The 26,277-nt window shown below is 56.0% G+C and carries 23 protein-coding genes; 1 reads left to right on the top strand and 22 read right to left on the bottom strand.

Translation table 11 applies throughout. The features are described from left to right. Positions 1-109: 109 nt before the first annotated feature. The 9 genes from RHM55_RS18810 to RHM55_RS18775 all read right to left on the bottom strand — a co-directional run bounded on the left by RHM55_RS18810 (position 110) and on the right by RHM55_RS18775 (position 12,526). Complete coding sequence (locus RHM55_RS18810) at positions 110-2,842, bottom strand: phospholipase D-like domain-containing anti-phage protein (protein WP_322177781.1); 2,733 nt, start codon at positions 2,840-2,842, stop codon at positions 110-112. Positions 2,843-2,854: 12 nt separating this feature from the next. Then, complete coding sequence (locus tag RHM55_RS18805) at positions 2,855-5,908, bottom strand: anti-phage-associated DUF1156 domain-containing protein (protein WP_322177780.1); 3,054 nt, start codon at positions 5,906-5,908, stop codon at positions 2,855-2,857. 9 nt (positions 5,909-5,917) lie between these two features. After that, positions 5,918-6,562 (bottom strand): anti-phage-associated DUF3780 domain-containing protein, encoded by a 645-nt coding sequence (locus RHM55_RS18800; RefSeq protein WP_322177779.1) that lies wholly within the window; start codon positions 6,560-6,562, stop codon positions 5,918-5,920. Between the two features lie 2 nt (positions 6,563-6,564). After that, positions 6,565-9,684: an anti-phage-associated DUF499 domain-containing protein gene (locus RHM55_RS18795; protein ID WP_322177778.1), complete on the bottom strand. Its 3,120-nt coding sequence runs from the start codon at positions 9,682-9,684 to the stop codon at positions 6,565-6,567. 290 nt (positions 9,685-9,974) lie between these two features. Beyond that, a complete protein-coding gene (locus RHM55_RS18790) occupies positions 9,975-10,196 on the bottom strand; it encodes a hypothetical protein (protein WP_322177777.1) in 222 nt (73 codons plus the stop codon). A 130-nt stretch (positions 10,197-10,326) separates the two neighbouring features. Beyond that, entirely contained in the window at positions 10,327-10,488 is a 162-nt protein-coding gene (locus RHM55_RS26020) for a helix-turn-helix domain-containing protein (RefSeq protein WP_416151984.1), read from the bottom strand. 130 nt (positions 10,489-10,618) lie between these two features. Continuing rightward, positions 10,619-10,993, bottom strand: coding sequence for a hypothetical protein (locus tag RHM55_RS18785; protein WP_322177776.1), 375 nt, complete (start codon positions 10,991-10,993; stop codon positions 10,619-10,621). 321 nt (positions 10,994-11,314) lie between these two features. Continuing rightward, positions 11,315-11,971: an inovirus Gp2 family protein gene (locus RHM55_RS18780; protein WP_322177775.1), complete on the bottom strand. Its 657-nt coding sequence runs from the start codon at positions 11,969-11,971 to the stop codon at positions 11,315-11,317. A gap of 354 nt (positions 11,972-12,325) precedes the next feature. Continuing rightward, positions 12,326-12,526, bottom strand: coding sequence for an AlpA family transcriptional regulator (locus RHM55_RS18775; protein WP_322177774.1), 201 nt, complete (start codon positions 12,524-12,526; stop codon positions 12,326-12,328). A gap of 540 nt (positions 12,527-13,066) precedes the next feature. Here RHM55_RS18775 and RHM55_RS18770 point away from each other — a divergent pair. After that, positions 13,067-13,966, top strand: a complete 900-nt coding sequence (locus RHM55_RS18770; protein WP_322177773.1) for a hypothetical protein — start codon at positions 13,067-13,069, stop codon at positions 13,964-13,966. A gap of 296 nt (positions 13,967-14,262) precedes the next feature. Here RHM55_RS18770 and RHM55_RS18765 read toward each other — a convergent pair whose 3' ends face one another. The 13 genes from RHM55_RS18765 to RHM55_RS18705 form a co-directional block, all read right to left on the bottom strand. Then, positions 14,263-14,700 carry a lipocalin-like domain-containing protein gene (locus RHM55_RS18765; protein WP_322177772.1) on the bottom strand — a complete coding sequence of 146 codons (438 nt, stop codon included), beginning with the start codon at positions 14,698-14,700 and terminating at the stop codon, positions 14,263-14,265. 2 nt (positions 14,701-14,702) lie between these two features. Further along, positions 14,703-15,560 (bottom strand): alpha/beta hydrolase, encoded by an 858-nt coding sequence (locus RHM55_RS18760; protein WP_322177771.1) that lies wholly within the window; start codon positions 15,558-15,560, stop codon positions 14,703-14,705. Continuing rightward, on the bottom strand, positions 15,557-16,516 hold the full coding sequence (locus RHM55_RS18755) for a VOC family protein (RefSeq protein ID WP_322177770.1): 960 nt from the start codon (positions 16,514-16,516) through the stop codon (positions 15,557-15,559). Before RHM55_RS18755 ends, RHM55_RS18760 begins: the two co-directional genes overlap by 4 nt. Before the next feature lie 37 nt (positions 16,517-16,553). Then, positions 16,554-17,312, bottom strand: coding sequence for a glucose 1-dehydrogenase (locus RHM55_RS18750; RefSeq protein WP_322177769.1), 759 nt, complete (start codon positions 17,310-17,312; stop codon positions 16,554-16,556). Positions 17,313-17,337: 25 nt separating this feature from the next. Continuing rightward, positions 17,338-18,786 (bottom strand): indoleacetamide hydrolase, encoded by a 1,449-nt coding sequence (gene iaaH / locus RHM55_RS18745; RefSeq protein ID WP_322177768.1) that lies wholly within the window; start codon positions 18,784-18,786, stop codon positions 17,338-17,340. Between the two features lie 23 nt (positions 18,787-18,809). Next, positions 18,810-19,547, bottom strand: coding sequence for an aspartate/glutamate racemase family protein (locus tag RHM55_RS18740; protein WP_322177767.1), 738 nt, complete (start codon positions 19,545-19,547; stop codon positions 18,810-18,812). Between the two features lie 16 nt (positions 19,548-19,563). Then, positions 19,564-20,886 carry an acetylornithine deacetylase gene (locus RHM55_RS18735; RefSeq protein ID WP_322177766.1) on the bottom strand — a complete coding sequence of 441 codons (1,323 nt, stop codon included), beginning with the start codon at positions 20,884-20,886 and terminating at the stop codon, positions 19,564-19,566. A gap of 10 nt (positions 20,887-20,896) precedes the next feature. Then, positions 20,897-21,925 (bottom strand): FAD-binding oxidoreductase, encoded by a 1,029-nt coding sequence (locus tag RHM55_RS18730; RefSeq protein WP_322177765.1) that lies wholly within the window; start codon positions 21,923-21,925, stop codon positions 20,897-20,899. Positions 21,926-22,152: 227 nt separating this feature from the next. Then, positions 22,153-22,644, bottom strand: a complete 492-nt coding sequence (locus RHM55_RS18725) for a flavin reductase family protein (RefSeq protein WP_322177764.1) — start codon at positions 22,642-22,644, stop codon at positions 22,153-22,155. 14 nt (positions 22,645-22,658) lie between these two features. Next, the gene (locus RHM55_RS18720; RefSeq protein ID WP_322177763.1) at positions 22,659-23,864 is read right to left on the bottom strand and encodes an OmpP1/FadL family transporter; all 1,206 of its coding nucleotides are present in this window, start codon (positions 23,862-23,864) and stop codon (positions 22,659-22,661) included. A gap of 1 nt (position 23,865) precedes the next feature. After that, positions 23,866-25,098 (bottom strand): styrene monooxygenase/indole monooxygenase family protein, encoded by a 1,233-nt coding sequence (locus RHM55_RS18715; RefSeq protein WP_322177762.1) that lies wholly within the window; start codon positions 25,096-25,098, stop codon positions 23,866-23,868. A 155-nt stretch (positions 25,099-25,253) separates the two neighbouring features. Further along, a complete protein-coding gene (locus RHM55_RS18710) occupies positions 25,254-26,060 on the bottom strand; it encodes an AraC family transcriptional regulator (RefSeq protein WP_322177761.1) in 807 nt (268 codons plus the stop codon). A gap of 11 nt (positions 26,061-26,071) precedes the next feature. After that, positions 26,072-26,242, bottom strand: coding sequence for a hypothetical protein (locus tag RHM55_RS18705; RefSeq protein WP_322177760.1), 171 nt, complete (start codon positions 26,240-26,242; stop codon positions 26,072-26,074). Positions 26,243-26,277: the final 35 nt, after the last annotated feature.

The following is a 26,277-nucleotide window of genomic DNA, read 5'->3' as shown; positions in this document are numbered from 1 at the left end:
TTCTCTGGACATCGCGTTCAGTAAAGACGAACAAATTTAGCTGAGTCGGCGCATAAGATCAGCCACGATCAGTCAGCGCAACGGTCGTCATACTGACTGATCAACACCATCACCACCCTTTGCGCATCAAAGTATCAAAATCACGCCGAGAGAGGACATTTGCGCAATCACGCCAGTCGTTATCGGTTGGCCGCAGAGTGGCGTTGTAGCGTAGATCGAACCCTGTCTCTTTTTTCTGAGCATTGATGTACTGATCCATCAATTCGCCTAGGTGTTCGATGTCATCAATCCATTCGTCTTTGATTGTGTCCGGCAGGGAGCCAAACAGATCGAAGCGATCTTTCATTCGCTCGGAAAGGCGACCATATACCTTCTCGTCCACCGTCTGCTCATTGACTAGATTGAGCATGTCCACTCTGTCACGGACCTGGCCAAAACGCTTGATGCGGCCAATCCTTTGTTCCAGTTTGGTTGGGTTCCATGGCAGATCGACGTTGATAAGTGTGCCCAGCGTTTGCAGGTTCAACCCCTCACATGCGGCATCAGTGGCCACCATTAGGCGCAGCTTACGATCAGCCACCATGCGTTTGAGCGTTTCCCGTTCGATACTTACGCTATCACCCTGGCGATAAAGGCGGCTACGGCCAGCACCCGCGTATAGACCAATAGCTTCATCCGGATAAAGGGCCGCTAACGACTCAGCAACCCAGCGGGCGGTATCGTAATACTGACTGAAAATAATGCAGCCCAACTCACGCCATCCCTCTGCACCTAGGTAATGCAAAATCGCCTTGAGCTTAGGGTCTTCCTTTACGCGTTGAAGCCGATCCAATAGGCGCTCTAGAGCAAGTTGTTCATCTGTGCTCTGCACCGAAACCGAGACCTCACCTTCATCGCTTTCCTCAGTGACTGTTTCGCCACGCAATAATTTCTGTGCCGTATTAATTCCAGCAACGATGCTGCTGCAGATACGCTGCTCCATTAGATTTTTCATGAAGCCACTACCACGACCATTACTGGCCAATGCCTTGCCGAAGGCTCGCGCTTGGCTATAGGCCTCTCGAAAGTCTTCGCTGGAGCGCAGGGCAAGCCCCTCGAACAGTGCATTGAAACGATGAACATCCTTAACCAACCCAGCCTCTGGATGCACATCCACACCGATGGGCTTAAGCAAACCCGCCTCCTCCAAGGTGGTTCGTTTGCGCAACACCACATGGCGGACAAAAGGGTTCTCACGCTGAAAGAAGCTTGCGCCAGAAACACGGCGTCCCAACTCATCCTCCAACACCTCACGAGCATCTTCGCTCAGCTCCGTATAAGAGCCGGCCAGCCAAACCTTCTGCGGTAATCCAAGATCCTGTCGCACCATGCTGTAGAGTTGGCGGGCTCGCCCGTCTTGGGTTGAGTTGACCGTCGGTAGGGGAGACCGAAGTAATCGCCACGCATATCCGGGATCACTTACATCCACCTCACCCGACAATATTGGAATTATCTCCTTGGGTTTGTGCCATTCGGAGAAGTCACTACCTAGCACGAAATTGCCCTTGCCCTGATGGAGCACTCCCACCAGATCCCATAAGTCTTCACGCTGCGTCTGAATAGGTGTTGCCGTGCCTAAAAGGACGTGATCTGAACAAGCAGAAATTTTGCGGATGAACGCTAGCAGCTCATTGTGAGTCCCCGCCCCCTTACCCATCCCCTGCCGCGTACGTGCCTTGTGCGCCTCATCAAGGATGACCAAGCCGTAACCACCTCGCAATCCTAGAAGATACTGCTTCTCCAACGAGTCACGCAGCATCAGGCCAGTGGATATGATGCCAATCCGAAGTGGGCAACTGGTGACATGCTCTGGACCTGCAGGTGAAATTACTCGTTCCTTATCGTCGAGCCAAACCTTTTGCTGAGTCTGCCAACGGGCACAAGGGACGCCTAGCTTATCCATCATCTCAGTCTGCCACTGCTCACACAGCGTTGCAGGGGTGAAGATGATCACTGGCTTACTCCGCCCTTTCTGCTCGGCCAAAAGAGTCAACGCCAAAGCAGCTGTCCCCAGGGACAGAGTTTTCCCCAGTCCAACTTCATCAGCCAGCAGTAGACGCACATAGCCATACTCCTGGTAGTGCTTCAGACATTCGCTGACAAATCCCTGCTGCCAGGGCTGTAGAGAGAATCCCTCCCGGTACAGCGGCGACTCGATCAACACCGCCGGCGCTAACTGCTCAGGCTCATCTACTTCGTCGATACCAACCTCGCGACGCCGACTACATCTAGATATCTCCCGGCATACTGCATCCGGTAGAGGTTTGGCGGCATTCCAAAGGAAGTCGAACTCCGCTTCGATCCAAGCCACCCCTTCCGGAGAGTCGTCCGACCACAAAATTTCGTAGTGTGATTGCCACCCATTGCTGGTTTCATTCATTGATCCCATAAAACCAAGCTTTCGGCCATCCGCGAGGTCGATCACCCCAGCTTTACCATGAACGAACCCGCAGGCGCTGTCTGGCGCTACGCGAATAACCTGGCCACGCTTATCAAGGAAAGCAGCCAATCGTTGATAGCGCTCACGATTCATAAGTGCTTCGGCTTCCACCGAATGCTCATTCCACTTGCCCAGTAGCTTGGCCTCGCACACCTGGGCCACCCGCAGATCCTCACCCTGGATGTCCGCGTTACAGACAATCTGAACCTCAGGAATCTGCTCAATCAGCTCCCCGGCCACCTCGAACAGCGAGCTGGTAAAGTAACCGGCAATGCGTCGATAACGCAGAGCGCCCTTAAGGTGTTCTGCAAGGAAGCTCTGGTCCAGCGCATGCGTACGCGAGGACATGCGGGTGATCGTCATGCGGGAACTCCCTTATTGATCAAGTGCCCGCTGATTTTGCATCCGCGCCGCCAATATCTCGGCCGCCGAGCGCACTGCTTCACTACGTGATTTGCGCGAAAGAAAGGTGGCCAGATCAATCAATTTCAGACGAATTTCCATGTAATCCGACAGATCAGCGGCCAGCGTTTTCAGCACCGTCTGCGGCTCGATTTCGCCCAGTAATTGCTGCAGGGCTATGATTAATTGCCCCAACCAAGTCGGACCAATTTCGGTACTGTCGGTCAAGTCACGAGAGGAGAACTCGTCCACCTGCTTCAGGCGGGCATTGTTGACTACCATGCTGGTCATTACCTTGGTGTAATCCTCTACACGAAAGGCCTTGGCGAAGTTCTGGTAATTGTCCAACTTCGAGGCACCGACAGACTCCATATCCAACATGCGCAAGTAGAAGCGCTGTATGCCACTGAGCGAGTGCCAAGTATCCAGCTGCACACCTTCTGGCACCAAAAGGCTGTTGGCTGCCTCGGAGGCTTGTTGCACGATCTCATCCACCACGGTGACTTCGCCCTTGGTGCGCGGGCGCAATGCGAAGGTCGTCACGTCTGTCTCACCGATCTTGGTATAGCTGGTAAGAACCTTGAGCGCAGCAGCGTAGCCGGCCATCTGAAGATCCGCATCATTGAACACCGGCTCACCCATGCGAGCTTTAACCTCATCATTGAGGTTCATCATCTGATCGATTTGCGAAGCCACTTCCTTACGTACTACCGGCAGAATGCGCTGTTTGAAACCCACTTTTTCGCCTGCTGGGCGCTTACGCAGCATCAAGGTCACCGTACCCTGAACATAGCCACCTTTTTTCTGCTCGGAAGTCGTCTCTGTGGCTATATACCAAGCCGCTACGACTTGAAGGCTCGCCGCCCAGAAAATGCCCACCATATCCGACCAGACCTCGGTGCTCTGGTGGGTGAACATCACGCACTGCATACCGTTATCTGGCATGTGATTAGTCATGGCCAAGTAGGCCTCGATCATGCCGCGACGGAAATCATCACCATCGCCCTTTATCGCCAGCGCTCGACGGGAATCCCATGTCCAATCATTAAATGGGGCCGGCGGATTTTTGCGCAACCAAGCAATAAAGAATTCGGTTATTTCGTGGTAATGCACTGCATCAGCGTAAGGAGGGTCTGTTATATACAAATCCGCAAAACATGAAATCTTGTCAGCAGGGCACGAAACAACATTTGCACTCGTCAGTACAGAGAGCTCGTTATCATCTAAGTCGATAATCGAATGATTTTCCAGATTCGGTATAGCACGCACGCCATAATTATAAAGTGTATTTAATGCCTGGTTAGAGAACGTATTGACCTGATTCTCATGCCGTGTCGATGTGGCCCACCGGCACAGCTTAGTATTCCACTCAATTGACTTTGACTGGACTGCAACCAAGGCAGGTTTAATATCATCATCAGGAAGATCGTTTAAATTTCGCTTATAGAAGCTAAATGACAATAATTGCCTTGGACTGAACAAATGATGCCAATATGTCCAGCCACGCTCACGAATTGGCTGATCCGTGTTATATCCAGGTTCGATTGCCATATCAGGGACTAGACCTTTCGCCTGCCAGTCATTCAAACACTGCAGAACCAAGCCTTCAACTTTACCCTCCCGTTCTAAATCCTCTTTGGTTACTGCGGCAAAAAAAGTCTCTTGCCGAGGCTTTTTAAGCGTTTCTTTCGTAATCCACTGGATGCAGTAGAGTCGTTCCTGAAAGATATCATCTTTACGCGGCCTGAAATCTGAAATTACCCAAGGACGCAAACGGTTAGATATATCTCCGGTCTCGGTACGATAGTCTCCTCGTAAAGTCTTAACTGGGGTTCGATAGCTCTTCCCATCTATCTCATAGACTAAGGCGCCATCCTGAACAGTACCTCGTGCGGCCTGTTTCATTTCTTCTGGAGTGGCATCTGAAAATACTTCGATATTGAATCGTTTATTATCGTAGTCAGGAATCAACCTAGCCACGACATTGCGCTGCATAGATACGACCCAGCTTGGAGCTAAAGGCACCAACCATCCAGTTTCTGGACAACGCGCTTCCACACAATAAAGATAAACTTTAGCGCGATTACCTTGTTCATCGTGCTCGATGCCCAGGGCTGTGATCTCTTTATCTACCGCTTTAGCAACTTCGCGCTGGGCCTTTTCGATCCTGCCACGACGCTCAGGGGAGGCTCCAATAATATTAATCGCACCCCATGTCAGCATGCAGGCAATCGGGTTTAAGTCAGATGCATAAACGTCGCACCCCATACGAGCTGCTTCAAACGGAATGGAGCCACCACCAGCAAAAGTATCAGCCACCTTAGGGCGATGGCCAAAACGCAGGATGCCCAACTGCTCGACCAATTGATCCATAGAGTGAGCGTTGACACCCAAGTAACCCAGCCGCTCATTGACCTTCGGCCAAACCGGAGCCAACAGGAAGGTCTGATCCATCTCCTCCGGACGTTTGCACAGCAGCGACCGCTCCTCATAGCTCGGAAGGGTGGCCAGCGCCTGAGCGTATATATCGGCCTTAGCCTCGTCGTTAATACCACGCTTCCAGCTCAGTTTGAGGCCTTTTTCCTCGGCATCCAGCGGGAACCCCCAAATATTCACATCCTGTTCGTGTAACTCACTGCCATTTGGAATTTTAAAGTCGAAGAAGTCCCAGGGATTCTTCAACATGATCATCCTGGCAATATCAGCAGGTTTCAGAACCGCTTGGACCACTGCACGGCGACCGAGACCACGTATATCGAACGCCATTAACGCCTCGAAAAGCTCAAGATCCTGCTCCGCATCATCAGTATGAGGAAGCAAGCTACCCAGCAGAATGGCACGCACCAGGATCAGGGGTTTGCGCCCCTTCCAATAGGAACCTAAGGCTGTCAGCGTTTGGCCAGCACCCGCCTTCCGCTCTCGCTGTGCCTCGAACGACACCTTCTGTACCGGAAATACGGTTTCGATCAGCGCCGGCGCATCCTTCAGACCGAAGGGAATCAGGCGTACGGAAGTCATTGCAGTCATGTCGGTTCCTTAATCGAACAGGCCCAGGGTCGGGCGCTCGGTGTCTTGTTTGCGAGGCTTCACGGTATGAGGTCTGAACAGCTCGTTTTGAGCCACGTCTCCCATCGCGTGACGTAAAGCCAAACGCCAGCCCCTGTTACCGTCATGCACACCGCCAGTACTCATGGCCGTCATGCCAAACAACCACCAACGCTCCTCAGGGCGCAAAGCAAGCCAATTACGTACTGCGACCGGAATATTCTCCATCGCCATGCCTTCGACCGCCCACGCAATAACACATAGTTCCTTACCGAGCAGACGATCCACCGGGTTTTCGCCCACCTTCCAGGCGCTTATACGCAGGTTGTGCTCCTTGAGGCGAGCATTGAAAGCACGCTGCACTTCGCTGCGAATCGCCGTCCAACGGGAACGCTCCAGTACGACGCGCTCAATGATGCCCGCTTGCTGATCCTGGGCCTGCAGGCCAAGGCTCTCGATGATGCTAACGGGTCCAGACGAGTTTTTTGGCACGTCAACAATAAAGTGATGCGGATCAGTGGTAGCGGGCACGCCGAATCCAATCGTGGGGCGTTCCGGTGCCTTGGTTACGCGGGCCGGCTTGCTCGGCGAACGGGCCATGTCATGTTCCTCGAAAATACGTTGTGCAAGGCTCATGATCATTCTTCCTGAATCACATCGCCAGGGCGAAGCTCTATACCGCTGAGCTTGGCGAATTCCTTGGCGGCATAGCCGTTTTCAAATACAGCACCACTACCAATTTGCACTGTCACGACGTCTTGATCGTCACCGAGCGCTTTGCGCAGTCCGTTGATCGCAGCCTCTATTATCGCGGCGGTCACCTCGCGCTCCTGGAAGCGCACGGTGACCGTATTTTCGCCCTCACCGATCTGAATGCGAACGCCCTTAAAGATGGTATTGGTGCTGCCTTTGAAGTTATTCAGCACTAGAAAAACTTTGTCGGTGCTATCCAGCGAAACCTTCTTCGTTTCGGCCAATCGCGCCGGCTTGCTGTCATCAATTTGCACCTGTTTATCGCTAGCAGCCGGGATCGTATAGTCGGCGTTGTGCGATGCCTCCCCAGCGCTGGCATAAATCATCAGTCTGGCCGCCTGCGAGCTAATAGCGAAAGGTTCGATGTATAGCTCACCGTCCTTTGGGTTCGATCCATCCAGTGTGTAACGCATCTCGGCCGCTGGTAAGCAAGACAGGGTAACTATGCGTTTGTCGGCTATTGCCTGTACCTGATGACGGACACGCAGATCGGCAACCCACCGCTGTGGCTCGCCAGTCTGATGTCGGCCTTCACTGTCGATGGCGAGAAAATAAAGCGTTGCTGCGCTCGTGATAAAGTTGTCCAAATCCTCGACTTTAGTATCAATAGCACTGACCTTGGCAGTCGCTGCGTAATGCACTACCGGGCTCTGGCCAGCGTTACGCGGAATAATGGCTAGCGTGGATTCGCCGGTAGACTCATTTAACGTTTGCAGAGTAACGTTTACTGTCGTCTTCTCAGCAGGGAACGGCCCCTTCTCAATATAGCCGTCAGTACCCTGCCTCCAGCGCCCCTGTTTCAAAGCTTCGGCTTTGAGGGTTTCCATGCCGCTAGACCCAGGCATCCAAGCCCAAGCCGCGTTGCTCTTGGCACGCATTAACACATCTTTCCAGGGGGTGCGACGGTCAATTGCCGGCCACAGGTCGCTTTCAGCCATTGCCCAATAGTCGCCAATTACCGCTGACAGATTGAGTATCAGCTTGTAGTTGGCACGCGGACTAGCCAGCAATTGCTCAATCTGATACTCGGCAGAGTTGTTACCCTGCCCCATGTTTAGGCCGTTATCTATGGCAGCCTGCATCAATTGGGCAATACCGGTCATTGCATCAATAGAGGGAAAGTAGAGGCGGTTGTAAGCACCCGATAGAGCCTTATGGAAGCGCTGCTGAGCATCTTCCATACGGTCGCGAGCCTCTTCGAATAGACTATCCCCATCTTTCAAGCGCTTACAAATGGCCTCGATGGCATACAAATCACGAAGACGCTCATCGACCGCATCAGCAAGGTAGCTGTCCCGCCCCGACAAGACCATGAAATTGTTCTTGTCCTGCTGAAACTCGAAAAAGTTGACTAGCTCACTCGGAGGCATCTTCCCGTCCGGCCGCACTACGATCAGAACACGCGGCCCACCTAGCTTCAGATCATCAAGCAAAGGCAGCACCTGCACATCTTGGTAGGCGGCCTTACTCACGGGTTGCAGTACGGAAATAAGCTTATTTATCAGCGCCTGGTCTATCTTCGTTTGAGGAATGTCACGCGCGTTACGTTCGATTTGACGGGAGAGGTTTTCCGTTTCTTTGATGAAGAAACGCTCTTCCTCCCGATGCAGATACCAGGCCTGCTCACGCAACTTTTCGAGAGCCACCTTGAACTCATCTGGTTTTCGGTTGGGCGCTGCAAGGAATTCGATGATTTCGGCTTCAGTCAAGCCAATACGGCCACCGACCGCCCGCGACATGGAAGCTGCCAACAGCAATGAGCCAACCTGCTGGGCTGCATCACTACCAATATTCGAGTCGATTTCCTCTGCAATCGCCTGGCCACCATCAGCAATATCGTGGGTCATCGCCGGGCGTAAAGCGCTGGCTATTCGCCCCACCTCTTCACGTACGGAATCATCATTCAGTCGCAGGTGCTGAGTGCCTATCAGGTAAACGTCGTCGACTTCACGCTCATCAACACTCTTGAGTAAACGAGCGGCGAACTGCATAAGACCGCGAGTCTGTCGAAAGCCTTCGTTTTCTTTGAACAGGGCAACCAGATGTTTGAACGAGGGATGGAACGGATAGGTTTCCGTGACTTGCTGAGCAACCTGTTCCAGACTTGTCGCTACGATGTAACCACCATCCGCAGCCGCCTTGATACGCTGTGCATACTCTTCCGCGACCTCACCAATCACGGACTCGTCCGGCAATTCCAAAATCAAGCGTTTTTTAAGGATCTCGTAAATCTCGTTGCCTGCCAACTGCACCGGCGTAATTGTGCTTGACTGGCGACTGGCTTCCTGCTGCAAGTTAGAAATCGCATCAGCGATAGCCTTGGTCTGCGCCACGTAACTGCCCGACAGGTTGGCTATCACCACACAGCAGCGCGGCAACTCCAACGCAGCAGTCATAAGGCAGCTGAGGGTATAGGTGGTCACCGTAGCCAGTGTGCCATCACCAAGTTTGGTGGTACTGGCATTCTCTAGATACGGCGGCAGCTCATCAAGCATGATCAGGGTGGGCTTGTCGCCGATGATCTTCTTCCAGCCTGCTTGATCAACCGCACGCGGACCATTGATCCAATACTGCTTAACAGCCTCTTCCTCACCCAGCTGCGCGGCAATTTCACCCCAGATGTAGTTCTCTGGGTTATTCCGACCGTTGAATGCAGCAATACGGACTTCATCCATCCCGATTCGGGATGAAAGGTCAGCGGGAAGGATCTCTTCACGAAGGTGCGGGTGCTTAGCCAAGAGCCCGAGCGCGATCATCATGTGCGTTTTACCGCCCCCCATTGCTTGGGCGAGCTCAAACACAGCTTGATCGGACTTACCATCGAGACGCAGCATCCCCTCACGAAACAGCTGCTCCATGCCGCTGGTAATGAAATTGCGCGCGAAGAACTCGCGCCCATCACCAGCATCCGTAATCAAATCCGATAGGTTCTCGATGCCCTCACTCATGCGATAGTCGCGAATGATCGGGTTAAAAACGCATGCCTGCTTGACTGTCTTGAGCATCAGCTCAACTCCCTGAATTCGGTCTTAATTGCTATTCGATTTGCTGGATTTCTTGGCTGGCTGCGTGATAGACAGCTCACTACTCACCTGTTGCAAAAACCATTCACGCATGGTCAGCCCGCGCGCTTTGAGGGCGGCATAGATTTGCTGCTTATGAGTAGGGTCAATCTCTATCACAACGCGATTGCTCGTACCTACGGACATAGATCACCTGGCTGGCAGCTGTAACGTCACGTGATGTTACGTGACTTAATGATTGCTTGCTAAGGATCAAAGAGTGCAGGATTGAATCAGACGGTAATGTCCATCAACCAAGGCCCGACTTTGCTGTTGGCGACTTCAACATCGAGCAGCAGATTGGCCTGTTTGAGGGACGCTGCTAGTGGCGCGACAAAACTGTTTTTCAGGATCACCATTAAGTCGACCTGCATCTGCTCGCAGTGCTCTGTTTCAAAACGCACGAGCGGCTCGGCGGGCTTGGACTTCAGGACGAACAGGAAACTGGTGAGCATGGAATATCCACTTTGATAACCCCGCTCACGGATCTCGCGCAATAACACAGTGGCAGGAATCCAGTGCGGTCTGGCAACGCCTATGCGCTGGCGAAGGCAATCCTCGAAAGGCGCCAGTTTACTGGCCCGCTCAACGCGCGAGCCATAACGGGGGGGGCTGACGAACGACTTGCAGCTTAAGATGGCGTCGAACCGTGTTACGCGAGCAGCACATCTGCCGGGCGATAGCCCGAATCAATAAACCCTGGCAGGTAAGAATACTGATTTCCACGTGTTGCTCCTTGGGCAGCATGGGCAGCTCGCAAAAGCTGCATTTTGCCCAAGTGGGTCAGTTTTACATCGGCACTGACACCCCCACGCTGTCGTCAGCATACCTCACGACGATCATCTCGCCTGGCGCGGCAGTTTGGTCCATCTCCCGACTAGCCGATCAGCTGTCGGATTCTATCGACCAGTGCATTCATCATTTGAGCAGTGCTTAAATAGCCCGTCTCCGCATTGTTCATGCAGACAAGCCCAAATGGACTATTTTCAAACCCCATACCTTGGTAAGCAGTCCAAAACACCTCTAAATGGTTGTCGTCGTAGTGATCCGCGTGGTCACCTTTAATCAGTGGCATGTACTTGAATAGCTCGGATAGCGATGTCGGCATTACCTGCTCCTCGCCTGCCGCATCTAGGGCGACATGGAAGGCAGGCTCGTCCGTACAAGCGATTGCTTGAACCAGATGGCTGATTACGATCGAAGCGCTTGATTGGGACAGATGAATTCGAGAATCGATGATAGGAAAGCTCATGACATCACCTACTAAAATGATGGACTCATTGGGTAATGGGTTAAGCACAAGTTTGTCGATACAAAGCCATGCTCATACACATGACAGGTAGCCCGCTGAACGTGCGGCCGTAATGCATGCGCAGAGCGCGGCTGGAGGGGTGGCACTGGAGTCAGTGAATTGTGTCATAGCGGATCAACCTGCTGGATTGGGTCATATCTATCTCAATAAGCTTTTTTAACTGATCTATCTGGGGCTGGCACTGATCAGGGTCATAGCCTTGATTGGCAGCAAGGCTATCAGTACTGCCCTCTGGCTTCATTTAAGGACCAACGAGCATGCTCAAATCCGGCTAGCGCCACAGCCATGACTGCCATCCCCAAAAACCTTGGTGGCAGCCTTACAGAGATAGCTAGACCTAAAGAAGAACTCTGCCTGCCCTTCCCAGACCCCACGATCTAGGCGGTAAGTCGGATTACGCGGCACTTCAACCAAGCCTTTGACCCCTCCCGCTGGCAAGCCCAAGGCACTGGCCCAAGCATCCTCCAAACGAGTGAATATATTTTCTCTGCCAGACGTGAAATAACCCAGCGTGTTGAACGCATCGTAGTTCAGCAGAATTACCAAGTGATGGTGAGGCGTGCCATGCTGCCCACATTCCCTCGTCCACAGGTATCGGACATTGCTGTCATGGGCATATTTACTCAGCACGCGAGCCATGCGGCGGTTGTGCTTGATCTTGGCTTTAAACGACTCAATGAAACGATCGATTACTTCATTCGTGTAGGCATAGTCAGACAGCGGAATACCTACAGGAAGTCGAAGGTCAAACCTGAACGCAAATACCCGAGGGTATTGAGCAAGAGCCCGATTCATCGTCTCGTTGAGACGACTCAGGTACTCACGGATGAATGGGCCTTTGTTCACCTGAAGAGGTAAGCCCTGGAAGGTATCGCCGGTATGAAGGTGCAGGTTGGAATTGCCAGGATGACGACGCATGGGTATTACTCTATGTTGAGGTTCATACCTTCAGCACGTTGAGTAGTTTTTAACCCTTGCTCCTGAGTGGTGCCCGTCCATCCACAGGGCTATGCGTGTCCCTCTGAATGCTATTTGTAGTCGATAGGTGGGGGAGTTAGTAATAGATAACAGCTATAGAAATCATACTACCAATACCGAAAACCTATAGCCTTCATATTAGCCAAGAACACAGAAAAATCCCTCCCAAAGCAATGACTTCCAAGGCGACTGCCACTCCGGCAAAAAAGCACCATGACCGGAGGCGATCCGGTCATGGTGCTTCCTGTCTTCAGTCGCAATGGATAGCGCAAACCGATGGTACCGTTCTCAAAATCAAGCGGCAGCTGCCACTTGCAGATCGCGCGCCTCTATCCTTGTCATGACCCAGCCCATCACTTCGCTTTCAACCCAACCGACAGCCCTGTCGCCCAATGATATTGGTTTTGGAAAGCTCCCCTCGCTGATGTACTTATAGATCGTGGACCGACCCAGGCCGGTGGAATGCTTGACGTCTTTCAGGCGAATGATCCTCATGAACTGGCTCCTCTTATCCGTTCAGAGGATTGGCATGTCTTGTAAGAAAATACGCACCACGTGCACGCCCCACTGCAACGTAAATAGCCCAAGATTCATGACGATGAATCAATTCTGTCGCGCACAGACCAGAGGTCTATGCCTACAGACGAGCACAGCCCCTCAATACCTACATAGCGCCGCCAATTTCATCCTCTCGATACGCCCGTACTTACCAATGAGCTCAATGCCATATGCGCCCTCCTGGAGCATGGCAAAGCGTCACTGACGCTCTCATGACCCACCTCAAAAATTGCCCTCCTAAAAATAGTAGCGATTCGCAGAGTGAAAAATCACACTGCCTACTGTTAAATCACTAGCAATAACTGCTATATAGCCTTTATCTATGGACTTTTAATGATAAATTAATTCCTAGAATATACATAGATTCACACTTGAATCTCCATAGATCATCTATAGAATAGACCTAGAACCGCACTAAAATTACAACCATTTAATAGGTTTTGCATTAACAAACAATCGATATAATAGGTATTGACTATGACTGGTTCCGCGATGGACGGGCTTTCCTTCAACGATGATTGGCACGATGAGCTGGCCCAGCAGCTCAATGAGCGGCGACCGAACAATCGTCATGACATTTGGCTATGGCTATGGCTGTACCTATACCGCGATGAGCAAACCAACCTCGACCCTGCCAGCTGCAACGGCAGGACCATGCGAGATGAGATCGCCCGATGCCTAAAAGACAAGCTTTTGCTCCGCGCACGCATCCCCTCACTAAAAGACAAGTTCCTGGTTCCAGACGCCAAGTTAAAGTGGATTGACGGAGGTGAAAGGCAGCATCAATGGCTACTTCGCGAGTTTGAAGGCATCACCGATTTGAGACCTCCTCAGGAACCGTCTAAAGACCTGGCACACCTCACCGACAGAAATCGTTTCATCGCCATGCTCGATCTCTGGGATGTCGACCTCACAGTTAAAACAGCCGCAATCGAAGACCTTCGCGATGCTTGGTGCAAGCACAAGGTGAAGGACCGTGACTTCGAGTGGTTCAAAGACAAAAAGGACGGTACCAAGCGCTGTCAATGCGCCTGGGAGTGGCTGAAGAAAAAAAATAAATTCCTATTCAAAAATCAGCCCCCTTTCAACAATTACACCGAGCTACTCATGTACTTCGATGGCATTGAGCTTCGCCCCGACGAGCAGAAATTCATCCTCCAGCAAATCAAGAATCGTTGGAGCCGCAAGCGGCATGACGAAGACATGGTGGCAGCGGGCAAGAAGCAAGTTAACGTCGAACTCTCGAAAACAGTGATACGCCTGCTCGATGAGCTCGCAGAGAAGCACCAGCTGGCACGGGCCCAAGTCGTGGAGCGCCTGATAACGATGGAGTCTGGGACTGGCGTGTACCTGGCAGACAGCCTGAAAACCACTTAGAAAAAACACCTTTAGAGAATGGAACCGGCAGACACCTTGTCTCTCTGCGCCGTTAGCTCAATATTTTGGTATTCCAATTGGTATTCCAAAAAACTTTTTAAACCGTACAATCCATTTTAAATCAATTAGTTATAAATTCAGTTCAGATTACCCCGGCCCACCAAATCCACAAAAAAAGACGTCCACGGACGTCTTTTTTTGTGCCTGAAATCCAGTAAATACGGGGTTTCAGGGCTATTGGGATGGGCGGAAGCAGAGAAATTCGACACGCAAACACGCTGCGCGCCGAACATTAATCAGCTTGGCACAACCGTGGCACGCGTCCACATCAGGCGTGCGGTACGGGCTTCGCCGCTGCCCTCTTCAAGACGTGCCGTAAGCGACAGGGTATCGCCATCCAGTTCGGCGGTACGGAGCTGGTTGCCACCGACCCAATTGGGGAAAATGCTGTAGCGCACTTTGTGGGTGATCGTGTTGCCTGCTACGTCGAAGTCGCCTGCGTAAGTCAGGTAGCTGCTGTAGGCAGCAGCCTTCTCGGCGTCCTCGGCCGACCACTGGCCACCTGTCAGGAATAGCTCGCGGCCTTTCTTGGCCACCACGCAAAACATGCCGAAGTCGCTGTACTCAATAAAGCCTTCCAGCTCAGTGCCCATTGGGCACACCACCCGGCCATCGTCGTACAGCTGCTCCCAGGATTGGATGGACCAGCGGCCCTTAATAGTTTCTCGATTCATGGTCATGCTCCTGCATTGGCCGGTTGGTCGACCAGAAAGTCGACCAGTAGGCGGTTGAAGGCCTGGGCCTTTTCGATCTGAACCCAGTGCCCGCATTCGCCGAACACGTGCATCTGGGAATGGGGAATCAGGCGCAACATGCGCTCGGACAACTCCAGCGGAATGACCTTGTCGTCACGACCGTGGATCAGCAGCGTCTGGTGTGGCAACGCGCGTAAATCATCTTCGGCCAGGGCGAGCATTTCCACGCCTTGCTGGCGCGGTGCGGGGAACAGTTGGGCGAAACGGCTTTGCACGTCGTCGCGAATGCTCGCCTGATAGCGCATGCTGACCAGGTCGTCGTTTATCAGGCCATGGTCGTAGGCAAACACCTCCATCAGCCCGCGCATCGCCTGCAACGACGGCTGATAACCCCAGACCTTGTCCAGTCCGTCGGTAATCGGGAACGACAGGCCAGCAGCGCCCATCAGCACCAAGCGCTGTACGCGCTGCGGATAAGCCTTGGCTAACGCCAGGGCAATGGCACCACCAAAGGAGTTGCCGACAATGGACACTTGCTTGATGTTCAGCGCATCGAGCAAGCCGATCAGTGACTGCACCCAAATGGCAGGGTCCAGTTTCCACTCCGATGGACAACGGGTGTAACCGAAGCCGAGCATATCGGGAGCGATGACCCGCGCCCGCTGCGACAGGGTTGGAATCACCCCGCGCCAGTTAGCCCAGCCGGTCACGCCCGGTCCGGAGCCGTGGATCAACAGAATGACGTCGCCCTCGCCCTGGTCGTGATAGTTGAGGGTGCATTCGCCAATTTGAATACGGTTGGCAATTTCCGGCGAGACGGATTGAGAGTGTGCAGTCATTGTTTGGCCTTAGCGGTTTGCGCAGTGGTCACGACTGGGGCACGCACGCCCTGATCGGCCAGACGCTTGAGGATTTGTCGCGCTTCTTCGCGCTTGTCGTCCGGCAGCCATGAGCGGTCATGGCCCCACAGACTCATGCCTTGCAGCTCCTCGACTTCCCAGTCCGGGCCGACGGTGCGGCTGGCCCAACCCAGCTCGAACATCCAGCCGTCCGGGTTCTTCAAGTAGAAGGAGGTGACGTGGTCATTGATATGGCGACCCAGCGTGACTCCGATGCATTCGGGGTTGACCAGGGCCATGTCGTAGGCGCGCCCAACGTCGTCGAAATCGTTGTACTCGAGCATTAGGTGGTAGATCTTCGCCGGACCACCGGTGTGTGCCAGACCGAGGGTGTGATGGCGCGGATTGCAGTGCAGGAACTCGACGCGAAAGGGTGCATGGGTGTGGTCGCTCACCTTGAAACCCAACACGTTGCGGTACAGGTGACTGAGCTTATCGAAGTGCCCAGTGATCAATGCAACATGCCCCAAGCCCATGTCGCCGGTACGGAAGCCACCCAGAGGGCGCCCCGGTACAAACGGAGTCGTGGCATCGGCGAGACCGTAGGCAACTTCCAGGCGCAGACCGTCCGGGTCAGTGAAGTGCACCATGCCCGCCACACCCCGCAGGCGTAGCTCTTCAGCAGTGCCATCGGTGGTCGGATAACCTGCATCCTCAAGGGCCTGCCGGGTGTTCTCCAGAGCGGCGGCATCGAGCACTCCGAACCCCATGCCCATTGTCGCCTCCCCCTTGCAGGCGCTGACCAGCAAGCGCTGAACCTTCTCATCTGCACGCAAGCGCACACAGACATCAGGTTCGACCACATCGACATGCAAGCCAATGTGGTGCCGGGCCTGCTCTATCCAGGCGTCGAGGTGCGGGGTTTGCACCACCACGTAGCTCAAAGCATTGATCATTTATTGTTCTCCTTTGACCGTTGCTGATCAGGACGATTCATTCGGCCGACATGCCGCCATCTACCGAGAGGGTCGTGCCCGTTACATAAGAAGATTGTTCCGACAGCAGCCATAGCACCGCCGTGGTCACTTCCTCGGGACGGCCAATGCGGTGCATGGGAACGCCTTCGTCATACATGTGTTCGTCGCCACCGGTGACACGGTCGAAACTTGGCGTTTTGATCGGGCCGGGGCAGATGGCATTGACGCGGATGCCGCGAGTCGCGTAATCCAGCGCTACGGCGCGGGTTGCCCCGACAACTCCGTGCTTGGCGGCAACGTAACAGGCGGTCTTGGGCATCGCCTTAAGGCCGAAGATCGAGGCGTTGTTAACGATGGCGCCGCCGTGGCCGTTGAGCATCGCGGCCGCCTCATACTTCATCATGTACAGCACGCCCTTGAGGTCGATGTCGATGACCTCGGACAGGTCTTCCAGCGGGGTCTCATGCACGTCGTTGAAGTCGCGCTGCAGACCCGCATTATTGAATGCGCCATCGAGGCGACCGTAGGTGTTGATGGCCAGCGCGACCAAGGCTTGGCAATCCGCCGCGCAGGACACATCCGTGGCACGGAACAACGCCTGACCACCGCCAGCGAGGATTTCCTCGACCACCGCCTGACCAGACTGCGCAGTGCGATTGCCAATCACCACACGTGCGCCTTCGCGTGCCAGCGCCAGGCAAACATCGCGGCCTATCCCGCTGCCGCCCCCGGTCACAATCACCACCTTGTCGCGCCACAGACTGCCCTGACTCATAACGCCTCCTCACGGACCACACGGTTCAAGCGCGTGGTACTCGGCCAAACAGGCCTTCCAGCATCTGACCGATAGCCAGCAGGCGGCGGTCGCAACCGGGTGGACCGTCCAACTCCATGCCCACAGGCAAACCGCTTCGGCTACCCAGCCCTACCGGCAACTGAATACACGGCAGACCCGCGCTGGCGGCTGGCTCGGTGTTCTGGATCAGGCGCTCGAAGATGCTTGGCTGGTTGACCTCGTCGTTGGCCAATGGAGCCACTACTGCCGTAGTGGGAAACAGCAGCGCGTCGAGCTGGTGCAGCTCAAACAGCGTCTGGTAACGCTCAAGCAGCGCCTGACGGCCACCGTTCTGCGCAGCCTGATAAGCCGGTGCAACATCCACCAGTTGATCGCCGACCGGCATTTTGCGTGGCAGTACCCAGTGGTCATAAATCCAGCGCACATCGGGGCTGTGAATGTTCTCGGCGAGCTGCTCGATGGTCATGGCATGACCGTAGTCGCGCAGGTAGTCGACCATGCAGTCGTAGGCCTCATGGATCACCACGGGGAAACCTACCGGCTCGTTCAGTGCATGCAGGCCGGCATCTTCGATGGGTACCAGGGTCACGCCGTGGCCGCTCAGCTTTTCTGCCGCGGCCACCGCTTGCTCGTAGGTGTCCTCATCGAGGTTCTCCCAAAACTCGCTCGGTACGCCTAAGCGCAACTCGCCCAGCACCACCGATGGCATTGCGTACTCACCCGTGATCAATCCATCGAGGAGCGCTACGTCGGCCATGCACAGCGCCATCGGTCCGACCGTGTCGCGGCTGCGGGCAATCGGGATAACGCCACGGTCGGAGTAGCGTCCTGCGCTTGGGCGCAACGAAGCGCAGCCATTGAGCGCTGGCGGAATGCGCATCGAGCCACCGGTGTCGGTGCCCAATGCCGCCAGGGCCATACGTGCGCCTAATGCTGCGGCGCTGCCAGAGGATGAGCCACCCGCGATACGCGTGCCGTCGTACGGGTTGCGCACGCCCACCTCAACGCCAGTGTTGTAAGCACCGTTATAGCCAGTGGCACCGAAAGCCAGTTCATGCATGTTGGTCTTGCCGAGAATGATCGCCCCGGCTTCACGCAGTTTTTGCACGCAGGGCGAATCTTCACTCGGCACAAAGCCTGCGAAAGCCGGTGAGCCTGCGGTGCACTGCAGCCCCGCAACGTGGATATTGTCCTTGATGACAATCGGGATGCCACTGAGCGGCTTGAGCGGCTCGCCCGCCTTGCGTGCAGCATCGGCGGCCTGGGCGGCCTGCAAAGCTCCCGCGCTGTCGAGGGTCACATACACATTGAGCGACTTACCTTCCTCAGAACGCTTCAGGCACGCCTGGACCAGCTCGACGCTACTCAGCACGCCGTTGCGAAAAGCCTCAGACGCCTCGGCGATGGTCATATCGGTCGAAACGTGAACGCTTGCAGATTCAAACACTGTCATGTCAGCACTCCTTGGCGCAGGCTTCAGCGACTGAAGGCTGCGTCCTTGTTCTGTTCCGGGCTTGGGTAGGCGATCTTGCTGTGGCACAGACCCAGGTCGAGCAGCACTTCGCACATCTTGTAAGCAATCAGCCCAGGGTTGAGCACTGGCACCGGTAGATGCTGGGCAAGATAGGCATGTGACTGGTGCATGGTGGTCGAGCCGAGCACAATCACATCGGCACCGTCTTGCTCAATGGCAAGCCTTCCCGCTTCCAGTAGTTTGGCGAAGACCACCTCCTCCTTGCCTTCCAGCAACGCCTCAGTGTCGGGGCGCACATCGATCGAGCGGATCGAGGCCAGACGCGATTCCAAGCCGTATTCCTTGATGGTCTTGCGATACAGCGGGTACCAACGCGGCCACATGGTCAGGATGCTGAACTTCTGTCCGAGCATGCAGGCGGTATGGAACGCGGCGATACCTGGTGCCAGTACCGGGATCGACAAGCGTGAACGCAGCGCCGACAGGCCAGAGTCACTGACGGTATTCACGCACACCGCGTCGTAGCCTTCTTCCTCAGCCTTGATCCCGGCTTCGATCACCGCCAGCTCCATCAGCGCCATGTCGTAATAGCTGTCGGCCAGGGTCATCACCTGGCCCGCGCCCACAAAGCTCACGTCAATGTCGGGCCGCATCAGCGAAGCGGGCAGCTGAGATTCCACCAGCGGACGCGTGGCCTCACTCATCGGAACCGGGAAAATCATCTTGATGCGCTTTTTCATTATTAGCTCCTCGTGCTCACAGGCCCAGTTCGTGGCGGGGACGCGTCAGGGTGTCGATCAACGCGTAGAGAATCTTCTCGGCGCAGGGCATCAGATCAGGGACATAGGTCGCGCCCATGCCGCCCAAACCCTCGGCCACCGGCAGCGGTGCGCCGGTCGCGGGCCACGGCCAACCGATACGCGCGGTCGGCACGCCATAACGGCGTAGCGCTGCACCATCCGTTTGACCGGCGAGCATGTCGGGCATGCCGTGTGGGCGTTGCTCAATGAACTCCCAACCCCGCTTGCATGACTGGATGATCCAGTTTTGCGGATCAGTAGTGCCGCCAGGTACCGAGCCGTACATTTCCCAGCCCAGATCCAGCGCAGGAAAGCGCACCTTGAGGTCGTCGACGAATTCAGCGAACTGCGCCTTGACGTCACCGGGGCTGACGCGCGGATTAATACGCACATCGAAAAAGATTTCAGTGACCGCGCTCGGGAACGCCGGGCGTTCGACGTCGCCTCCGCGCACACCGCTGATCCAGCCGTGTGGCTCGATGACACCGCTGGTGTTGCGTTTGGTGTAAGCCAGAATCCACTGCTGCAGCTCCTGGATAACCGTGGCTGAAGGCACCACGGAGCTGCGGAAACCCGGAATGTCGTGCGGCACACCGGCATAGCCAAGGGTGCCGTAGACCTTGAGCTTGAACCAGGCCATGCCCGGTTCCTCGTGGTAGACCCAGTTCCATGGCTTCATGATGATGGCGAAGTCCGGGTACATGCCGCGATTGAGCAGATGAATCACGCCATTGGACATACCCGCGTGACGCGCACTGATGTCCACCGGCATACCGCCGTCGGCCATACCCAGCAGCAAGTCACCCCGCAGCGGCACCTCCGCTTCAATCAGCGCGGTGGCCACTTCGGTCAAGGTCGCAATCATCGCCTTGGGGTTCGATGAGCCGAGACCAAACACCCAGTCATCAACCATCTGCGCGAAGGGTTGCAGGTCGGCTTCCTGACCTTCGCCGGTGAGCATTTCCTCACCGGGAGTACGGTCCAGGTGGGTGTCGATGGGCGCATACAGCAACACGGTTGCGCCGCCACCACTGCCACGGCATTCACCTACCACGTTGCCCGTGATGTCGCTCATCGGGCAGTAGCGCGACTTCATGCCGATGCCTTGCAGGTGGCGACTCATGAACTCGCTGGCCTGACGGGTCGCACCCGTCGGGCTGTGGATATTGCTGATATCAAACAAAAGCTGCTTGAGACGCTGCGGGTTGAGTCTGGCGCGGGCCTGCTCGTACCACTGATCCTGCTGGGCAGAAAACGGGAGTGAAGTCGTAGGTTTCATGCGCACTTCCTCAATTACTGGCGACAAACTGTTCGGCAAAAATATTTTGCGACTTCATGCCCAGCTCGATCAGGCGCTTGGTGGCGGCGTCAATCATGGGCTGCGGGCCGCACAGGTAAGCCACGGCGTCAGGATGGTTGATGTCACCTTCTCGCAATGCGCTGACCGGGCTGCCCTGATGCAGGCCGTCGGTGGCTTCGCGGTCGACACAGATGCGCGTCTCGAGGGACGGCAACCATTGCTGACGCAACTCAATGTCCTCAAGCGAGAACAGCGCTTCGGGCACCGCGCAGCCGAAGGTCAGGAGCATCGGTGGCTTGCGCCCGCTGCCCTGACGCAGCGCGTCGATCATTGACAGGATCGGCGCCAGGCCAGTGCCGCCCGCGACAAAAATATGCGGCGCACGTTTGTGCTCCTCACGCAGGAAGAACGCGCCATAAGGACCGCTCAGATTCAGGACCTGATCGGACTCGGCCACGGACTCCAGAAACTCGGACATCGCCCCACCGGGTAGCAGACGGATCAGGAACTCCATCTTTGGCAAGCTCTGCTGGGTACTCGCTGGCGAGTAGCTGCGCAACACACCAAGGCCTGGCACAACAATCTGCATGAACTGGCCCGGGCGGAACTCCATCCATTCGCCTTCGGCCAATTCCAGAGTCACGCGCATCACATTGCTGGCGATACGTTCGACCGAGTCGATAAAGGCGTGTACTTCATGCGCCGCACTGGAGCCGACTTCACTGCCGTAGCCGAGGTCGAAGGTGCAATCGGACTCGGCTTGGCAGACGCATAGCAGACGCTGGCCGGCCGCGAACTCGCTGGCCAGCAAGGTCGAACTGGCGCCCGGACGGGTTAGCGCCTCGCCCTCTGTCAGGGTGCTGATGCAGCTTGAGCAACTGCCGGAGCGGCACTGGAAGAGCACCGGCATTTGCGCTTCGATGGCGGCATCGAGAATATTGCTGTTCGGTGCGACGCTGAAGCTGCGGGTGACGCCATCGGCGAAGTTCAGGGTGACTTGATGCACTGGTTCATTCATAAACAGGATTCCACCGGAGTACGGGAATTGCGTGGTTCTGGCGAAGCCGTGCTGGAGCGTGGTGGTAGCAAACCACCAGCGCTCCGGAGGGGGCTGGTCATGCTCTCGATATTAGGAAGTAGCAGCAGCTGACTGCGCTCCTTTGAGCTACGCGGTTATCCCAAGAGCGCAGTTTCTTGCAAAAAAAGGCAGCCATGGCTGGCTGCCGTGAAAAGGGCTGAATACCGTCACCCCCTCGGTAATGAGTCCAGCCCGGCGTATCGCCCACGATGGAACAACAGCGGGCGGGCATCCTCTGCCCCCAGCTCCATCCGCAGCACTCGCCCGACCAGAATCTGGTGGTCGCCGCCTTCATAGCGGTGCTCGATACGGCACTCGAAACGCGCTGGACAGCCATTCAGCAGCGGCACACCGCCAACGCCTTCGCCGAAGTCCAGGCCACTGAACTTGGCCTCTGATGCCCGACCGAAACGGTTCGACCACGCCTCCTGCTCGTCACCCAGCACATGTATGGCGAAGTGTTCGGCCTCTGAGAACACCGGATAACTCAAGGCGTTGCGGCCGATACTCCAGAGCACCAGCGGTGGGTCCAGCGAAACCGTGTTGAAGCTGCTGGCCGTCACACCAATGGGCTCCCCCCCGACATCCCGGGTCGTCACTACAGTGACGCCGGTGGCAAAGTGGCCGAGGGCCTGACGTAAAGCGGTGGTATCAATCATTCAAACATCCCCCCTTAGAACGCCAGGCCGTAGCTGAGCGAAAACCAGTGTTGGCTCATGTAAGGCGAGCTCACGGCATCCGGTCCCTGACCATCGCCGTTAACCTTGTCCATGAACGATCGCGCATAAGCGAACGACACCTCGTTGCCGCCGCCCAGACGGTAGGTGGTACCCAGCGTGACGTGGCGATGGTTGGCGGCGGGCGCCAGCGTGCCGAGGTAACCGTCGCGGCTATCCAGCAGTTGGTTGGCGTCGTTGTAGCCCACGCGCAGGGTCAGATCACGCGTGGCTTCGTACGCCACACCCACGCGGTATACCGTCTGGTCGTGCCAGCCGAAACCAGGACCATCGCTCTCGCCCGGAGCCCCCGTGGCACGGCCTACGCCGGGGTTGCCATAAGCCTTCACATCGCGCCAGAGAATTTTTTGCAGGTCGGCAGCCAACGTCCAGTCACCGCGTTTGTAGCTCAGCCCGACGCCATAAGTGGAGGGCATATCGAGGTCTCCACCCTCGGCCAGCAGCTTGTCAAAATGCTTCATTTTCGACATGTAGCCACGCGTCGCATAGCTGGCTCCGAGGCTCAGCTCATCGGTGATGCGCCCCAGATAGCCCACACGCAAACCGCCGCCGTAGGACTCGTCGCGCCCTTCCGGCAAGCCGATACTGCTGGTGCCGTCGATATCAAGCTGCTGTCGGATCAATAGCAGGCCTACGCCCAGGCTGTGTCGCTCGGAAATCTTGCGCGCATAGCTAAGGGTCGCAACCATCTGCTGAAGCGTTGCGCCGGGACTCTGCAGGCCGCCCACGTTGCTTTCACGGCTATAGTCCGTGCCAACACCGTTACCCACCACCGAAAGGCCAACACTGCTGACCTCATCGAGCATGTGGTTCACACCCAGCTGGGGAATGATGTACAGATCATTGTCTGCGCTACCGCTGATGGTTTTTCCGGCAAACTCCACGCCGTTGTCGACCTTCAGCAAGGCGACCCCGGCATCCACTCGATCACCGACCCACGCCATGCCGGCCGGGTTCGACGCGCCAACCAGCGCGTCCTGAGGCAGGGCCAGTACCACGCCGCCCATGCCCTCGGATTTAACCCCGTAACCATGAGGGAAAGTGCCCTGAGTGGCCTGAGCAAAGTGACAGGGTGCGCCCGCTAAAAGCAGTGCCGTAGCAATGCCGGAGAAACGCCAGGTGCCAGAGTTGAAAGCCCCCATCTCAGACGCCCTCTGCCACTGGAAAACTTTCGATGAAGCGCTCGGCTTCCTGCACATCGTAGTACCAGGGCCGAAGGCTCTTTGGATCGTCGAATGCGTTGGCCACGGTTGAGGCAATCTGCGGGTTTTGCGCGCAGGCTGCGAACACCCGCATGATGGATTCCGGCGGAGGTAACAGGTGAGTATTGGTGAAAAGCGCTACCCACTGGGCATAGTCCCAGTACCTTTCGAAGGTTGCCTGCTTCCAGTTGTCGTCAAAGTTCAGTTCGCCGCGTTCGAGAATTGCCTTCATGTACACATTGGCGCACTTGCTGGCGTTGTTTGAGCCCTGCCCGGTGATGGGGTCGTTGAGCACCAGCACGTCGGCCATACCGAGTACGGTGCGCCCAGAGGGCAGTACACCGATCGGCTTGCGCACCGTAGGCGTCAGGCGACCTACCAGCGTGCCGAGCTCGTCGGTCAGGCGCAGGTTTTTACAGCGCGGAGCCTCCCAGGGGAAGAATTCGTGGATCAATTCCACCGCCAATTCGAGGTGTTCGGCCGGGGTGCTGACCTCGCCCCAGCGATCCATCGGGCCACCTTCGATACATTCCAGGTTGATGATATCGCCGGGGCCGGTATGGGTAATGCAGGGGAAATTGACGTATTCGCCAATGCCCGGATTGATGCTGATATTGAGTGCGCTGTAGTCGCTACGTGGAAGCATCCCGTGCACGTAGGTCAACGAAATGGTGCGCTGCGGACGATCAAACACGCTACGTTCGGCGTCACGCTCAAACAACTTGCCGATCTCGCCTTTGCCACTGGCCACGATGACCAGATCGCTGCTGTCGGCATAACGCTCAAGTTCGGCCAGACCGGCTTCTTCGATAATCAGGTTGCCGCCCTGACTTTGAAATTCTTCCATCCAGCGTGGCATCTTGATGCGCTGATCTACCGACTGACCAGGAGCCTGCATACGGGCCCGCCAGTCCACTCCCAGACCTTCGCCGTTACCCGCGCGCAAGTGCACACCCACAGTGGGTGGGCAGATGTCGTCCCACAGCGCCAGGCCCAGCTCACGTTCAAAACCCAGCGCCATGTCATACATTGACTGACTGGACAGCACCCTGCCCGCCGCGATTTCCGCACCGGTACGGTTGGAAATAAGGTTGACGGTGTAGCCCTGTTGCAGCAAACCAATGCCAAGTTGTAGACCTGCCTGCCCGGCACCGACGATTGTGATCGTTCTCATTGGGTTTCGCTCCATAGTGGTAGTCCGGACGACGCGATGCAGTCCGTGCAGCCAATGTGGAGCAGTGCAGGCATAGGCAATATGCGCATTGCGCAGAGGGTATGCATAAAGTGCGGGAATTAACGCAGAGGGTCCCTGCCCGACATGCACCCCCCCTACCCTCGCGAGCGAACCAGCGTTTCCCTGGGTGTCTCGGAGTAACGCCGACGGTACTCGGCGGCCAGTCGCCCGAGCTGGAAGAAACCCCAGCGGGTGGCGATTTCGGTGACGCTGTGCGGCTGCCCGGGGTCGAGCAGATCTTGGCGCACGCGCTCCAGACGAATGTCACGCAGATAGCGCATGGGACTCAAACCGAGAAACTTTTCAAACCCGGCAAACAGCGTGCGGCCGCTGACTGCACTGACGGCTGCAAGGGTCTCGATGGTGATGGGCTGTTCCGGGTACGCTTGCATGTAATCGACTGCAACTTTGACATGACGAGGCAACAGACGCGGCATGGTCTGCTCCAGCTCACACCGTAAACTGTGCGGCTGCCAGCTCAGGAGCGTCGTCATCAACGTCTGTTCGAACTGGGTACGGATCAGAGGCAGGTCAAACAACTGCGGCGAGCGTTGCATCTCGGCAAAAATATGTTGCGCGCTGCTGCTCCAGGCAGCACAGGCCGGGTGATCCAGGCTCATGGTGGGATGAAATCCCAAAGGCTTGTACAGGCTGCGTCCGAACATGCTGGCCGCGTGCTGCTCCAGCGCTTCGCGATCGAAACGCACCACCAACTTGCGGCAGTCGTGGCTCCAGTTCATTTCCAGGGCTTCGTGCGGCGCATGCACGGAGCCATAGCGATGATTGCTGTACAGCTCACGGCCGCCAACACACTGCAGGTCGCTTCCAGCCAGCGGCAACTGCACGAGGTAGAAATCCCCCAAGCTACCGGGCGCTACACTCACTTGGGCCCCGTAGCTCATCTGGCTGAAACTCAGCCGTCCAGTGCGCAGGTGCGCGTGGCGGTAGTTGAGCCGCTCCCCCCCTTGACCAGCAGTTGATGTTCGCAAAACATCGACGACACCCTATCGCGCACCTCGTCGAGATCGTGCGAACGCAGCGCCTGCAGGTGCTGGTACTCGAGCAGCTCGGTCGAGGGGGTCACATCGATAAGCCTTCGCTCATACCCGCTCCTCGCGA

Origin of the sequence: Pseudomonas sp. MH9.2, from assembly GCF_034353875.1 — a bacterium.
Taxonomy (GTDB): Bacteria; Pseudomonadota; Gammaproteobacteria; order Pseudomonadales; family Pseudomonadaceae; genus Aquipseudomonas.
The sequence above is the reverse complement of the archived record's forward strand: the minus strand, read 5'-3'. Positions and strand labels throughout refer to the sequence as shown.

Bases quoted from the DNA above. Each gene is read 5' to 3' on its own strand.
- RHM55_RS18810 (WP_322177781.1), bottom strand. From the start codon at position 2,842: ATGACGATCACCCGCATGTCCTCGCGTACGCATGCGCTGGACCAGAGC.
- RHM55_RS18805 (WP_322177780.1), bottom strand. From the start codon at position 5,908: ATGACTGCAATGACTTCCGTACGCCTGATTCCCTTCGGTCTGAAGGAT.
- RHM55_RS18800 (WP_322177779.1), bottom strand. From the start codon at position 6,562: ATGAGCCTTGCACAACGTATTTTCGAGGAACATGACATGGCCCGTTCG.
- RHM55_RS18795 (WP_322177778.1), bottom strand. From the start codon at position 9,684: ATGCTCAAGACAGTCAAGCAGGCATGCGTTTTTAACCCGATCATTCGC.
- RHM55_RS18790 (WP_322177777.1), bottom strand. From the start codon at position 10,196: ATGCTCACCAGTTTCCTGTTCGTCCTGAAGTCCAAGCCCGCCGAGCCG.
- RHM55_RS26020 (WP_416151984.1), bottom strand. From the start codon at position 10,488: ATGCTGCCCAAGGAGCAACACGTGGAAATCAGTATTCTTACCTGCCAG.
- RHM55_RS18785 (WP_322177776.1), bottom strand. From the start codon at position 10,993: ATGAGCTTTCCTATCATCGATTCTCGAATTCATCTGTCCCAATCAAGC.
- RHM55_RS18780 (WP_322177775.1), bottom strand. From the start codon at position 11,971: ATGCGTCGTCATCCTGGCAATTCCAACCTGCACCTTCATACCGGCGAT.
- RHM55_RS18775 (WP_322177774.1), bottom strand. From the start codon at position 12,526: ATGAGGATCATTCGCCTGAAAGACGTCAAGCATTCCACCGGCCTGGGT.
- RHM55_RS18770 (WP_322177773.1), top strand. From the start codon at position 13,067: ATGACTGGTTCCGCGATGGACGGGCTTTCCTTCAACGATGATTGGCAC.
- RHM55_RS18765 (WP_322177772.1), bottom strand. From the start codon at position 14,700: ATGAATCGAGAAACTATTAAGGGCCGCTGGTCCATCCAATCCTGGGAG.
- RHM55_RS18760 (WP_322177771.1), bottom strand. From the start codon at position 15,560: ATGACTGCACACTCTCAATCCGTCTCGCCGGAAATTGCCAACCGTATT.
- RHM55_RS18755 (WP_322177770.1), bottom strand. From the start codon at position 16,516: ATGATCAATGCTTTGAGCTACGTGGTGGTGCAAACCCCGCACCTCGAC.
- RHM55_RS18750 (WP_322177769.1), bottom strand. From the start codon at position 17,312: ATGAGTCAGGGCAGTCTGTGGCGCGACAAGGTGGTGATTGTGACCGGG.
- iaaH (WP_322177768.1), bottom strand. From the start codon at position 18,786: ATGACAGTGTTTGAATCTGCAAGCGTTCACGTTTCGACCGATATGACC.
- RHM55_RS18740 (WP_322177767.1), bottom strand. From the start codon at position 19,547: ATGAAAAAGCGCATCAAGATGATTTTCCCGGTTCCGATGAGTGAGGCC.
- RHM55_RS18735 (WP_322177766.1), bottom strand. From the start codon at position 20,886: ATGAAACCTACGACTTCACTCCCGTTTTCTGCCCAGCAGGATCAGTGG.
- RHM55_RS18730 (WP_322177765.1), bottom strand. From the start codon at position 21,925: ATGAATGAACCAGTGCATCAAGTCACCCTGAACTTCGCCGATGGCGTC.
- RHM55_RS18725 (WP_322177764.1), bottom strand. From the start codon at position 22,644: ATGATTGATACCACCGCTTTACGTCAGGCCCTCGGCCACTTTGCCACC.
- RHM55_RS18720 (WP_322177763.1), bottom strand. From the start codon at position 23,864: ATGGGGGCTTTCAACTCTGGCACCTGGCGTTTCTCCGGCATTGCTACG.
- RHM55_RS18715 (WP_322177762.1), bottom strand. From the start codon at position 25,098: ATGAGAACGATCACAATCGTCGGTGCCGGGCAGGCAGGTCTACAACTT.
- RHM55_RS18710 (WP_322177761.1), bottom strand. From the start codon at position 26,060: ATGAGCTACGGGGCCCAAGTGAGTGTAGCGCCCGGTAGCTTGGGGGAT.